The following is a 14,729-nucleotide window of genomic DNA, read 5'->3' as shown; positions in this document are numbered from 1 at the left end:
ACAAAACGTCCGGATATCCATAGAAAGTGTTACATTTGTGAGTTAACACATAAATCTTCAAACTCAATACTTATGAAACGAATCATTTTTCTATTCATATTAGTACTATCACTCCCCAACATGGCATTCTGCCAAAGTTGCAAAGATGAGTTTTTTATACTTGAAGAATACCAATATGATGAGGAAGGAAAGCCAATCATCATCCCGGCAGACAGTATAGAATATTATCGGATTACAAATAAAGATTATTCTGCATGGGGATTCAAAAACAAAAAAGGAGAAATTATAATACCGCCCGGCAAATACAGTTTCTTAAACGACATAAATAAATACGGGATGATATACGCAGAAAAAGAAAGAAAAGAAGGTTATATAGATATTACCGAAAAAGTCCTTATCCCCTTTATTTATGATAAAGTTGGGGCTCCTTCTGATAATGTAGAACTAATATCCGTCATTAAAAATGGCAAGCAGGGATTCGTCAATTACAAAGGAGAAATCGTCATTGCCTTGGAATACGACGGAAAGCCATACAGCGCTGCGTTTTTTCACCCGGAAGTTGCTATCTTAACTAAAAATGGCAGATATGGAGTAATTGATTCTAAAAACAATGTCATAATCCCATTCGAATATGACAATATCAGATATTCGAATGAAATGGATTATTTCATAGTGACCAAAGGAAAAGAGTGGGCTACTTTTTCTTTCGATGGCAAACAACTATCAAGGTTCGATAATTCCATTATTATACAAAACAGAAATCGGCTCCCTTCTTATATGACTAATCTTCCGTTGTTAATTACAGCACAAAAGAATGAAGAAAATATCGATTATCTTTTTATGGACATCAACTATCGAAATGGAACCAAACGAATTAGAGATTCTATCGAAATTTCAATTGGGGGAGAATTCTCTTACATCGACAAAGCCAAACAAATAATTGTTCCTTACGGAATATATGATTACGCGAAACCATTCGGCTTGGGACGAAATGCTATTGTTGCAAAGAAATGGAAATATGGCATTATCAATGAATATGGAAAAATTGTGTTACCATTAAATTATGATTATATAGAGCGTTTTTCCCAATACTCCCCTTTTAATGATATATTTCTAGCTACTCAAGGACAAACTGTGACAGTTTTTGATAAAAACGTCCGGAAGCTCCCAGTGAAAGATATCACTTCTTACTTATATGAAGATAATAAATTATATATTTCGGATATTCATGGCAAAAAGGGACTTCTTGACTATTTCGGAACGCAGACTATTCCCTTCAAATATGATACACTTTACGCATCACACAACCTCTACACTACAGGATTTATAGCTAAAAAAGAAGGAATGTACGGATTTATCTCAGAAAAAGATGAAATCATTCAGCCTTTCATATATAGAGACATATATACGTTGAAAGATGGACTTGTTTTTGTAAACACTGACAACAAAGCCGGAATGTTTGATAAAAACTGGAATATTAAATTAGCTTTTGAATATGATAGCATCTGTGATACGTATTACAATAACTTTGAACCGGAAGAGGCCAAATACATTGTTATCAAAAATGGAAAAGTGGGTACAGTGGACATTCATAATAAAACTGTAATACCAATCATGTATGACGCACTTTCAGGTTGGGTAGAATATGGTCCAGAGGCACACTTTGCACTAAAGGATGGCAAATATGGTTTGATATCCCACACCAACCAAATTATCATACCTTTCGAATATGACTATATAGGTTTACCGAAAGGTGGCGTCATAGTAGTTCGCAAAAATGGGAAATATGGAGCTTTATCATGGGAAAACAAGGAAATTCTACCTTGCAAATATGATTTCATTATTAATGATATGCCCATAGAAGATATCGGAGACAAACGAGCCCCCAAATTGATTGTATTATTGAATAATACATGGAATTACTATGATGGTCAAGGGGAGATTATCCGCAAAGATGTCCCCAAAGAAATAATTATGGGAAATTATGGATACATACTGGAATGGGGTACACCATCTAATGAGAACCCAGACTTTAGCATGAAGCATGCGAAAAGTAATTCAAAAAATTAATCAACACATGAAATCCTTACTTCAAATTTCGAAAGACAAGACAAAGTTAATCCCATATGCTGAAGTCATTATAGGGATAATTCTACTCAGTCTGGAAGTTTATGACTATTTTACTTTATACTCTATGGAGGAAGTCGATGCTATGTATGGAGGCATTGTTGATTTCTACAAATATAAAGAAAACACATTTTGCCCTGCCTTTCTATGGACGATGCTTATACTTACAGGTATAAGTTATTGGACTAACAAAAAGCTATATTGGATTTCGACACAGGCATTGATACTTCTGCTTTTATTGAAAGCAATCCTACCATTCTATGCAATTTTCATAGAATTAAACCCGATAGTTTTCTATATTTTCCCACTTTGTTACTTCACATTATTTATTGCAATAGAGATACAACTATTCAAAATTAACCAAATAGAATCAATAGATATCAGCACAAAAACGAAGCTATCAAGGCTTGGAGTTGGTATTCTATGTTGTATAATTTATATCTTACTTTTATAAAGACCTGCCGACCTATCATCTTTATCAAGACATTCTTGTATGTTAGACCTCATAAATGACTGAAAGTTAATCCCATCTCAAAGAAAAAACATTGTTTTCACATTATTTATCTATGAGATATTATTTTAGAGTATAAAATGACTATAATACTCATTGCAGTACCACAAGTAGCCAAACACTACTAAAATTGCAACGTCTAACTCCGTAAATGCATAAGGATTGCCTCTTTTAGGAAGCTGTTTAACGCAACTATATTATAATTGCAGTTCATCACTTCCACCTGATTCTCGAAATGCCGATGAATAAGGAGATAGCAGGTGAAAGCAAGGACTGAATTCAGGTGAAACTGGAAATGGGCAGTTCACCTTGTCTTTTCAAAATATCCCATGAGCTAAAACTAATTTCATTATAGCTAATCCGGATATGCTTATAGCAAATCAAAATATGCTCATTGTAAATCTCTGTCATGTATTAACTATTGGGTGGCCAAGTAGCAATAGCCTAGTTATCAAGCAACAATAGTCTATTTATCAACTACTTAAACACTTGAAGTGATGGATCTATATACCCAATACGTTAGATCTATATGTCCAACATATTAGAGCTATATGTCCTGCATATTGGATCTATATGTTCTGCAAACGGTACACATCAAACTAATAAGTTCGATGTGTACCGAAAAAATCGAATTTGACGGAAAAACATATCGAACTAATTCTTATAACAAAGTGCTTGATTAAATATATCAGCAAACCAACGAGTTACAAGGAGTAGAAAAGAAAAGCGGAGAAAGTATTTCTACTTTCTCCGCTTCAGTACCCAGACCCGGTACAAGCCATAGAAATCATAGGAAAATAAAAGAACATATCTTCTTTATTATCAATCACTTGTATATTTCCTATTTTCTCTATTTTTGCCATATTTTGCCCATTTTCCGTTATTCAGTACACTTTTAGTACACTTTGAAATATCATTTTCTTTTGTACCTTTGCAATATCGGAAAACAAAAGAAAATCAACTATTTAGCGTAATCACCCGGTTATGGTACCTAAATCGGGATAAAACCTCTAAACAATGGCAAAGTTAGAAAATAAAACGAAAGAAAACCCCAAGTTAGAACAAAATAAGCTCTCGGATGGTAGAATTAGCCTTTACTTAGAGTATTATTTAGGTAGAGAGGAAAAGCCCGTATTAGATAAAAACGGCAATCAAGTGTACTATGATAGTGGAAAGATGCAAGGTAAGCCCAAGTTTGCAGTAAAGCACAACAGGCGAAAAGAAAACCTTAGTCTGTATCTGATAGATAAGCCCCGTACCCCTGCAGAACGTCAGCAGAACAAAGAAACGTTGGAGCTTGCTACAAAGATACGTGCGGAGCGTGAACAGGAGTTTAAAGAAAGTATGTTGGGCTATCGGTTAAAAAAAGATAGAACGGTCAATTTCTTAGACTATTTCCAAGCCTATATCAACAGTTATACCAAGAAAGATATTCGCATGGTACAAATTGCACTTAGCCGTTTTAAGGACTTCTTAAAAGAGCAATACCCCATGAATGAGTTTAGTATCAAACCGGAACTTATCACCAAAGAAATGATGGAGCAGTTTGTAGCCTACCTGCAATCCCGAAGTGTAGGTGAAGGGGCTAAAAGCATTTACCAGCGTTTCAAGAAAGTTATTCGATATGCGATTGACCACGATGTAATGTTGAAAGACCCATGCAAAAGTGTTACCTGCAAAGTGGATAGCCAAATGCTTCGGAAAGATGTTCTTTCTCCCGAAGAAATACAAAAGTTGGCGGCTTGCCATTATGACAACGAGAACCCGAATGTCAGACGTGCTTTTATCTTCTGCTTATACTGCGGTCTGCGTTTCTGTGATGTAAAAGACCTTACCTATAAGAATGTGGATTACGCTAATCGGTTATTGAAATTTGAGCAAAGTAAGACAAAGGGACATTCTGCCAGTAGTGGTGTAGTTATTCCCCTGAATGATGGTCTATTGTCTATCATTGGTGAAGCCCCGGCAGATAAAAACTGCTTGATATTCGATTTACCTACTTACGAAAGCTGCTGTAAATCAGTAAAACGTTGGGTAAAGAGAGCCGGAATAGACAAACATATAAGCTGGCATTGTGCCCGACATTCGTTTGCCGTGAACATTCTGAACAATGGGGCAAATATCAAAACCGTAGCCAGCCTTTTAGGGCATAGCGGATTGAAGCATACGGAGAAATACACCCGTGCGGTGGATAAATTGAAAGAGGAAGCAATAAACAGCTTGCCCGAACTAAAGTTTTAACCATAAAAGACTTATCTTTGTAACTATGAACTTTGAAGCATTAGTAAAACATATCAGCACGATACAGAACACGTTGCAGGCACAAGCCGCACACGCTGTAAACCTTGCCCTTACTTCCCGTAACTGGCTTATGGGGTGCTATATCGTGGAGTTTGAGCAGAACGGAGAAGACCGTGCCGCCTACGGTGAACAATTGTTGAAAAAACTGGAACAACGACTGAAAACAAAAGGTCTGAACGAACGTAGATTCCGTGAATTTAGGCGGCTGTACCTCGTTTATCCACAACTAAAAGAACCTGTTACACAATACATTGCATCACAAATTCAAATTCGGCAGTCATTGACCGCCGAATTCACTGAACCAATTCGGCGGTTGGTGACCGCCGAATCTGAAAATGGCGTTTGGAAACTATCAACAGAATACCCACAAACCGAAACGTGGATGATTCCGGCTGATAGATTATTCAACAGATTATCTTCCACCCATTTAAATACCATATCGGGAATTGAGAACCCGGTAAAACGTGCTTTCTATGAAATGGAAACCATGCGTGGCTGCTGGTCTGTAAAGGAGTTAGAGCGACAAATCGCATCTTTATATTACGAACGTAGCGGACTATCCAAAAACAAAGAAGCCCTCTCCGCTTTAGTCCAGCAACAAGCAACCTTATTACAACCTAAAGATGTTATCAATACCCCTGTTACTTTGGAGTTCTTAGGGTTGAATGAACGTGCATTAGTGACGGAAAACGATTTGGAACAATCCATTCTTGACAACTTGCAACGCTTCCTATTGGAAATGGGACATGGCTTCTGCTTTGAAGCCCGGCAAAAACGCATCTTGATTGATGAAGATTATTTCTTTGCCGACCTTGTGTTCTATCATCGTATTTTGAAATGTCATGTTATTGTAGAATTGAAGATAGACAAGTTCCACCATGAGTATGCTTCGCAACTAAATATGTATCTGAACTATTTCAAAGCGGAAGTGATGCAGCCGGATGATAATCCACCTATCGGTATTCTGCTTTGCACTGAAAAGGGAGATACATTAGTAAAGTATGCCACTGCCGGATTAGACCCAAATATCTTTGTACAGAAGTATAGGATAGAACTTCCAACAGAAGAAGAAATAAAAGAGTTCATTTCTTCCTCAAACTATGAGAGTTACAAACTTTAAAATTGGCGAAAAGAAAAGGTTATTTCTTCTTTCGAAACTCTGCCTTGCGAAGTTTCACGGAAACACGGGTGTGGGATAGAGATTTCTTCATAAGGATGCTTATTTATAGAGATTGTCTATTCCCTTTTTGGGCACATATACGAAATTGCCGATTTGCCGAGTAGGAATTGAAAACTTTCTGATTTGAAGATAGAGTGTACTGTCATTCATGTGATATTTCTCACACGCTTGCTGTATCGTGTAGCAATCCTTTGGTTCCAAACTATACAGCTTGGGAATGGGCTTGGGCTGCTTTTTAAGCAGACTCTTCCTTAGAGGGTACATCTCCATAAGCGTTTCTTTGCTTACCCGTGTTTGGCGTTGCCCTACATTAACACTTGGAATAACGCCCTTTCGGATTTGGCGATAAAGGGTTTCCTTACTGATGCCAAACAAAGAATAGGCTTCGGGAACTGTTATGTACTCCTGGTCATTGGGAATAGCTTTGGCTATAGCATCCAAACGTTCATTTCTTTTCTCTTCATCTTTCCTGCGCTTAAATGCAACTTTAGAACATCTTGGTGAGCAATACCAAGACGTGATAGTCTTTGCGACGAATGGCTCACCGCAAATCTTGCATTTCCTTGTTATCTCAAACTTTGCTGCACCCATACAATTCTACTTTATTATTACTTATGCTTGTTAAGTGTCACATTATCTACCAATAAGTGTTGGTACAATTATGGCACAATAATACAGCTAATATCCGAATATAACAAAAGAAATACAAAGTTTAACTAAAAAGAAAATCCGCATAACTCATTGAGCTATGCGGATTTATCTATCTATACCTTTCGGTAGTTATCTATACCTACTTAACTTTGTATCATTTAATTCGTAGAAGTATAGTCCTACGAATTAAATGATACAAAGTCGCTATTTTATTCGAAAGAATGATAACCTATACTTCCCAAAGAGAGTATAGCGTACAAAATTAAACAGGACCTAAGAAGCTTTCGGTACAAGTGAAATAGCAAAACCTCCACCAGATGCAGTGCTAATTTTCAACGTTGTTTTATTAGTGACAGTCTTTGTCTCAATCACATAATCTGTGGGATTATTACGATAATGAGCCTTCTTACCATCACGATAAATCGTAGCAATATACTTTTGCCCTGTAGGAAGAAATGAAAAATCAATTGTCGCAATACGAGGAACTTCACCGTTAGTACCACCTACAAACCAATTGTCAGTATTCTTTGCACATCGAGCTACAGTTATATATTCCATTGGTTCAGCTTCAAGGTAATAACTTTTATCCCAATCAAGGGCCACATCTTTAATAAACTGAAAAGCGTCGAGATATTTCTCATAAGTTTCCGGAAGATCGGCAGCCATCTGAAGCGGACTTGACATTGTGACATATAACGAGAGCTGGTGGGCAAGTGTAGTATTCACCCACGATTTTTTATCAGAATTATATTTTGTTATATCATTCTCAAACAACCCCGGAGTATAATCCATCGGACCACCAATAAGACGGGTAAATGGTAGTATCGTTGTATGGCTCGGCTTACTTCCTCCAAAAGCCTGATACTCAGATCCACGTGCAGACTCATTACTAATAAGGTTGGGCCATGTTCGGCAAAGACCAGTAGGACGTACTGCCTCATGAGCATTTACCATAATCTTGTAATCAGCAGCCTTTTCAACAGCATACTGATAATGATTAACCATTCGCTGAGTATAATGATGTTCACCTTTGGGTATTATATCACCAACATAACCACTTTTAACAGCCTTATATCCATTATCCACCATAAACTGATATGCTTGATCCATACGACGTTCATAATTGCGTACAGCACCAGATGTTTCGTGATGCATAATCATCTTTATGCCTCTGGACTTGGCATAATCCCGTATTTCAGGCAAATTAAAATCAGGATAGGGGGTAACAAAATCAAATACATCTTCCTTAAAATTACCAAACCAATCTTCCCAACCGATATTCCATCCCTCAACTAGCACGGCGTCAAAACCATGTTCCGCTGCAAAATCTATATATCGTTTCACTTTCTTTGTAGTAGCCCCATGACGTCCATGAGGCTTAGCATGGGTATAATCTGTTTTTCCAAGATGAATATTAGGAAAATCCCATGTATAGCTCCAATCGCTTTTCCCAGTAATCATCTCCCACCAAACACCAATATACTTGGTAGGAAATATCCATGAAGTGTCCTTGAGTTTACATGGTTCATTAAGATTGAGCGTGATACGGGAGGCGAGAATGTCACGGGCATCATCGGAGACAATGATGGTGCGCCAAGGTGTATAGCAGGCACTTTGCATATATGCCATCTCCCCATTGACATCGGGCGTAAGCCATGACTTAAATACATAATTTTTATCATCAAGATTGAGGTGCATAGCCGGATAATTAACTAAAGCAGCTTCATGAAGATTAATATATAAACCATCATCGGTCTTTAACATCAATGAAGTTTGTACTCCAGTAGGCGAAAAAGACGTCTGTGACAAGTTGTCAGAAATCGATTTTTCCATTAATCCACGTATTTCCGAAAGCCGACTACGTGTGTAATCATATTCCTGTGTATCATAATCTCCTGGAATCCAATAGGCCGTCATATCACCCGACATAGCAAACTCCGTGCACTCGTCTGTGATAACAAAATAACTTAATTCGCGCTGCTGTGGGAACTCATATCGAAAACCGAGTCCATCATTAAAAAGTCTAAAACGTATAGACATTAGACGATTGGTATCCGCTTGCCTGAGATCTACTAGCACTTCATTGTAATGATTACGTATGACCGATTCTTCTCCCCATACAGGTTGCCACGTTTCATTCAACGAATCATTTGTTACAGCAGTCATTTTAAACTTTTCAAATAATTGGTCTGAGTTTTTTAGCATAAATCCAAGTCCACTTGGCTTTATAACAGTTTTCCCCTTATAATACAACGCATAAGTCGGACGCCCTTCTGAAGATAAAGAAAAATTCATTTTCAGATTGCCGTCAGGCGATGAAAATAGCTGTTCGGCAAAAGCTGAGGTTGTACATGCCAAGCAAAATGCCAAACTTAAAGATTTAAATAGTTGAGTTATCATAAATGTCAAAATAATACAAAGATTATATTTTAAATAATTTTGCAACAGCACCACCGCCACGAGCAACAGGAATTGAAAGCGTCGTATTAGCAGTTACTTCACGAGTTTCAATCTCTACCGGATAAGGATTCCTTTCCCAATCAGCATCACATCCATCGCGATAAATAATAGCCTTATATTTACTGTTAGCATCTAGAAAAGAAAGACTGATATTAGCTATACGGGCTTCTGCACCAGTAGCAGTAGCCAAATACCAAGAATCATGACCTTTACTTTTACGGGCAACAGTTATATATTTCCCAATCTCAGCTTCCGGATAAGTCGTTTTATCCCAATCGGTAGGACAATCACAAACAAATTGAAATGGACCAGGATTATTCTCGTAATTTTCAATCATATCAGCAGCCATTTGAAGCGGCGAATAGAGAATCACAAACAGTGCCAGTTGCTTGGCAAGTGTTGTATTGGGATGTGTCTGTGGCATTGCGTCATTCTCAAAATTGAATATAACCGGAGTAAAATCCATAGGGCCAGCCAATCCCCGGGTGAATGGTAAAGTCACTGTATGTTCCGGCGGATTACCACCTTCTTCATTCCATGCATTCCATTCTTGTCCGCGTACTCCTTCTTGAGTCATTAAGTTCGGCCAAGTACGTTGTAACCCTGTGGGAATGACAGGCTCATGATTGTCGATGGCAATCTGATATTTGGCGGCAGTCTCAATCACCTTACGGTAATGTCTCACCCCAAACTGACTACTATGGTATTCTTTATTGTCTAGCAAATCTCCAACATAACCGGTTTTGACATAGTGCATTCCATTTTGCCGATAAAGTTTAAATGCATCTTCCATCTGCCTTTCATAATTAGCAATTCGCCCACCCGTTTCATGATGGCCAATAAGTGCAACTCCTTTACTACGTCCATAATTATTAATATGTGTAATGTCAAAATCCTTATACGGATGTACATAATCAAAATTCCATGACTTCCAATCTGGATTCCAACCTTCCACCAATACTCCACCAAAATTATTTTTAGCAGCGAAATCCATATAACGAATAGTATTTTCTGTTGTAGCTCCATGCTGTGGTCCATCATACCATGTGTGAGTTTTCATGTGGTAACACCACCAAACACCAAGATAGCGTTGCGGCTTTATCCACGAAGTATCCATTATCCGACAAGGTTCATTCAAATTAAGCATGAGACGTGAAAGCATCATGTTACTGGCATTGTCAGCGATTATCAGTGTACGCCATGGACTTACCCGTACACCAGTAACAAATACCTTTTCACCACTACTCCATGGTGTAAGCGCAGCACGAAGTACATTACTTCCCGGTGTAGCTCGTACATTCATAGCAGCGAAATCTGTCAAATTAGCTTCATGAAGTGCTATATGCAATCCTTTGTCAGTACGTATGGTGACCGGAGTACTCGCCCATCCTATCTTATCTATAGGGAGTTCACGAAATAGACCTTCGTAAAAACGTATCCCTTCTACTGGAAGTGACCAACTCGTATGGTTATCTGCAAAAGTAAATTCGGTAAGTTCATCCATGATTACAAAGTCACCCAATTGTGCTTGACGCGGAAATTCATAACGAAATCCGACACCATCATTAAATACGCGAAATACAACACTAATCTCACGACCTGGAGCTATTTTCTTCTGCACGAGATCAAGCGCCATCTCATTATAGTTATTTTCAATTACCGATTCTTCACCCCATACCGGATTCCACGATTCCGAAACAGTATTACGCCGAATACTAGCAACTGAAAATCCGGTAATCATGTCAGGAACGTCTTTTAGCTTCAAGCCCAATCTCGATTGCGACAACACTACTTCTCCGCCACGAACAATCCGATAAAAGATCTCCCCTTTTTTAGAAACCTCGAACGTCACTATTATATGCCCATCCGGGGATGCTATATGATGGGTATTACTACCCATCATCAACATGCTCGAACATAATACAAAGAAGCAACTAATAAAAATTTTATGTATCATTTCAATTCAATATAATCAATAAAGAACATACCATTACCACTACCCTTACAGATATCAACATCATTCACGCCTTGGTTAAGTCTTACAGTTACAGTCTGATCTTTCCAAACATATTGTTCATCAAAAGAAATCTGCTTCTCATCTCCGTTTGCCTTAAAAACACCAGCACCCGGAATATCAGAGGAAGCACGTCCTCGCACAATAACTGTATAATCGCCAGTCACAGGTACCTCAACAGCAAAGAGCACAGAAGCGCCTTCACCCGTAAAATTACCCACATAACCAAACCCGTCAGAGTTCTCCGCTATCGGCGGTAAATCCGCATCGTCTATTGTCCAATCGTTTTTGCAAGACATCAGTCCTACTGTTATCGCTATAAAAAAGGAAAATATAATCTTTTTCATTTCAGTCATTTCTTACAAATTAATAATCGGTTGTTACTTTTGAACTTTTACACTGCCACGTAGAGCAGCAACTTCAGCCTGATAACGTTTGCATGAAGATGTGATACGAAGAATACGACATCCATGTGCAGGTATGTTAACTTTATAAGCACCTTCAAAAGCACCTAAATCAGAATGAGTCCAAAGATCACGTATATTACTAACTTTTCCTTCTTTAATACCTAAATCACGCAAAAAGTTAATAGACATATTTGAAGCTTCTTCCTCTCTGTTGAACAATCCAACAATCCACTCACCATTAGGCAATTGCCCCACCCATTTCGAGCTTGCAATTTCTGATGGATTACCCGACATTGGACGTGCACTAAATCCCATTTTATTAAGTGCCAGAATTTCCTCGTTTTGATAAAAACGCTCACACCCATTAGCTGTATCATACTGATCGGCAATAGCTATGGGCGAACCGGTTATAGCCATTAGTGATACCCAAAACTGACGTTCTGTATCACTTTCACAAGTATTTAACCTAATAAAGTCGCCATCCATCATGATTTGCCCACGGGCGGCTACATCACTAAATCCAACAAAACCATCAAAAGCATTGCCCCACTGTGCCCAACGGTCTTGTTGAATGCCACGACGACGATTACTGATAAAATCCCATCCCCCACCGAAAACATCCTCACTAATACGAAAAAGATCACCGTATGGAATTTCGTTAGCGGCATGATCGAAACAATTGGGCATTACCAAAGAGATAAAAATTTCATCACCCGCTTCTTCCTTAATCCAACGAAGAGCCTTCACATAACGTTCTGTACCATAAGCATCTTCGTAATAGTTCAGAAAATCTATTCTAAGAAATGAGAATCCAAGATCAATAAAATAACGTACATACCCTTTAATCCACTGTTCAGCACCCTCCTTATCTGTATCTACCCAATAAAGATAATCATTAAAATTAACATTTCCCTTGATATCACGAGTGGTCTTTGTAGAGCCTTTCACTGGTAAATTGTTCTCATAAGCTTTTCTCGACATCCACAACGGATCGTAATAAATCCCTGTTTTCAAACCTTTCTTCTTGTTATAATCGATCCAATAGGCAAAATCATGACTCCAAGCGTCATTATACTTCGTTATATATCCATTTTCATTTACAGTTTGTGCTCTTTCAATCCAACCATCAGTGCATACCATATCATAACCGTAAGAGAGAAAATTCTTGGCTACCCAATCTACCGATTTTTGATAACGATCCTCGGCCAATGGGCTATCAGTTACAAAACACTGTTCGTAGGCCATCCAATAAAGAGGACCAGCGCCATGTCTCGTAAATCTACTATCACGAGCACTGACTACTACTGAAACAAAAACAAGTCCACACAAAAATATACTTCTAATATTCATATCATTTTGATTTAATAGTTTATTACTATAATTACAAATTTACTCTATCTTGAACACGTAAAGTGTCATTCCCTCGACATCGACTTCGATTCGATATTTTCCACTGTTTTCTAGAGAAATACCCCATGACGCAGCCAACGGATTACCAGGTCCCTGAACTTTCTTCATCCTATAAATGCCACTGTCTTCTACTAACTCACGATATCCATCACTATCGCCTTTTTCTGGTATAAGGAAAACCACTTGATCCCAATTTCCTTTAGATGTAATGAAATTGAATTGACGATTTCCTTCTGCCTCAGTATAATAAAGTTCACCTTCCCAACTAAAACGTTTGGATGCCTCATCATATATCAATTGTACTCCCGGATCATTTGAATCAGTACCAGAATTACCCGCAACCCCCTGTATATACAATTCGTTAATCTCTGGTTTGTCAAGATCGCGAACCTTTTCTAACGTAACTGTTAAGGATTCAACATCCACTATAATTTTGTATACGGCACTACCTTCTTCCGGTATTCCGAAAAATGCATCTTTTAGTGTACCTTCACCTTGTGAGCAACGTTGCAACCTATAGGTTCCAGGCTGTATGACTTCGATATACCCGTCAGCAGTAGCATTTTCCGGAACAAGAAAATCAACTTGGTCCCATTCACCTTTTTCTGTACAAAATTTGAACTGCTTATTTTCTGTATTATAATGGATTTCTCCCTCCCAAGTGAAGATATTCCCATCGGACGAATCCATATATAGCCCATCAGGTGAATTCCATTTGCCAGATGCATTTCCAAGCATATAAAGTTCTGGTCCTAATTCAATTTCACTAAGCCAAGTCGCAGTAATAGTAATGTTCTTTTTACCCTTCGAAGCGTCTACTATAATTCTATAATTGCCGGGGGTCTCAATGTTCCATTTGCTATCAGGATTACCGGTAGGCACATACTCCACAGCTACGTCAGCAACACCCGATTTATTTATGACTGTTCCCGCTACAACAGGCATAAGAAACTCATCTTCATATTTTCCATTATTATTAATAGGGCATTTCATCTCCCCCTGTCTAAGCGCTCCTTCATACTGAAACACATTTGGTGAAATATTTTCCATTGGATAGGGATTATTAATATCCCAACCAGCCGGGGTAGCATCTCCAATAATAAAAAGTTGATTTAGTTCAAACTCTTTTTCATCAAGTTTCTTTACTAATACAACAGTTACCGTCATATCTTTCACATTAATAGTGATATCGTAAATACCATCTTCTCCTTCATGAATACCCCAAAAATGGTCTTCAAGATCTCCGGTCAGTTCTGAACAAAGACGTGCATTATTAGGTGCATTCTCTCCAAATGTAGTATAAGCATAAGATTTTCCACCCACCACGCCTGAGGAAGGGATGATATAATAAATTTTATCCCAATCACCTCGTGCAGTACAAAATTTAAATTGTTTATTGTCACCGTAATAACGCAATTCTATTTGACAAGTAAATATATTCGGATTAGATGTTTTTTCCATCGGAACAGCCAAATTAGAATCAAAATTGTTTTCTGCCCCATAACCAAGAATATAAATCTGTTCATAGAGTGAAGCATCACCCGTTTCAACAACCTTTAGTTCCTTTTCTGCATCACAGCTATTCAGCAACACTGTGAAGAAGAATCCCACTATCAATAATAGGTAATTATATATTGTCTTCATCTTTTGTTTCATTGTTTAAAAGTT

Annotated in this window: 10 protein-coding genes and 1 pseudogene; 5 read left to right on the top strand and 6 right to left on the bottom strand. The window is 38.0% G+C overall.

The features are described from left to right. Window positions 1-72 precede the first annotated feature (72 nt). The 5 genes and pseudogenes from BQ7997_RS17000 (at window position 73) to BQ7997_RS16980 (ending at window position 6,059) form a co-directional block, all read left to right on the top strand. Entirely contained in the window at window positions 73-2,070 is a 1,998-nt protein-coding gene (locus BQ7997_RS17000; protein ID WP_083589277.1) for a WG repeat-containing protein, read from the top strand. A gap of 7 nt (window positions 2,071-2,077) precedes the next feature. After that, window positions 2,078-2,581, top strand: coding sequence for a hypothetical protein (locus BQ7997_RS16995; RefSeq protein WP_073347324.1), 504 nt, complete (start codon window positions 2,078-2,080; stop codon window positions 2,579-2,581). A gap of 644 nt (window positions 2,582-3,225) precedes the next feature. After that, a pseudogene (locus tag BQ7997_RS25930) lies at window positions 3,226-3,411 on the top strand (recombinase family protein); the annotation flags it as partial. Window positions 3,412-3,655: 244 nt separating this feature from the next. Then, a complete protein-coding gene (locus BQ7997_RS16985; protein WP_008776926.1) occupies window positions 3,656-4,879 on the top strand; it encodes a site-specific integrase in 1,224 nt (407 codons plus the stop codon). Between the two features lie 25 nt (window positions 4,880-4,904). Next, entirely contained in the window at window positions 4,905-6,059 is a 1,155-nt protein-coding gene (locus tag BQ7997_RS16980) for a PDDEXK nuclease domain-containing protein (protein ID WP_025867454.1), read from the top strand. Between the two features lie 99 nt (window positions 6,060-6,158). On the opposite strand, the gene BQ7997_RS16975 is transcribed toward BQ7997_RS16980, so the two are convergent. From BQ7997_RS16975 to BQ7997_RS16950, 6 genes are all read right to left on the bottom strand, one after another. Beyond that, window positions 6,159-6,710, bottom strand: a complete 552-nt coding sequence (locus BQ7997_RS16975; protein ID WP_032579560.1) for a helix-turn-helix domain-containing protein — start codon at window positions 6,708-6,710, stop codon at window positions 6,159-6,161. Window positions 6,711-7,043: 333 nt separating this feature from the next. Beyond that, on the bottom strand, window positions 7,044-9,170 hold the full coding sequence (locus BQ7997_RS16970; protein ID WP_025868206.1) for a glycoside hydrolase family 97 protein: 2,127 nt from the start codon (window positions 9,168-9,170) through the stop codon (window positions 7,044-7,046). A 22-nt stretch (window positions 9,171-9,192) separates the two neighbouring features. Further along, entirely contained in the window at window positions 9,193-11,187 is a 1,995-nt protein-coding gene (locus BQ7997_RS16965) for a glycoside hydrolase family 97 protein (protein ID WP_032579563.1), read from the bottom strand. Beyond that, the gene (locus BQ7997_RS16960) at window positions 11,184-11,591 is read right to left on the bottom strand and encodes a CBM35 domain-containing protein (protein ID WP_159436778.1); all 408 of its coding nucleotides are present in this window, start codon (window positions 11,589-11,591) and stop codon (window positions 11,184-11,186) included. The genes BQ7997_RS16965 and BQ7997_RS16960 overlap by 4 nt, the downstream gene beginning before the upstream one ends. 33 nt (window positions 11,592-11,624) lie before the next feature. Further along, window positions 11,625-13,001, bottom strand: a complete 1,377-nt coding sequence (locus tag BQ7997_RS16955) for an alpha-galactosidase (protein WP_025868204.1) — start codon at window positions 12,999-13,001, stop codon at window positions 11,625-11,627. A gap of 39 nt (window positions 13,002-13,040) precedes the next feature. Then, window positions 13,041-14,717, bottom strand: coding sequence for a SusF/SusE family carbohydrate-binding protein (locus BQ7997_RS16950; RefSeq protein WP_032579567.1), 1,677 nt, complete (start codon window positions 14,715-14,717; stop codon window positions 13,041-13,043). Window positions 14,718-14,729 lie beyond the last annotated feature (12 nt).

The sequence above is a fragment of the Bacteroides congonensis genome, assembly GCF_900130125.1.
Classification (GTDB): domain Bacteria; phylum Bacteroidota; class Bacteroidia; order Bacteroidales; family Bacteroidaceae; genus Bacteroides; species Bacteroides congonensis.
The sequence above is the reverse complement of the archived record's forward strand: the minus strand, read 5'-3'. Positions and strand labels throughout refer to the sequence as shown.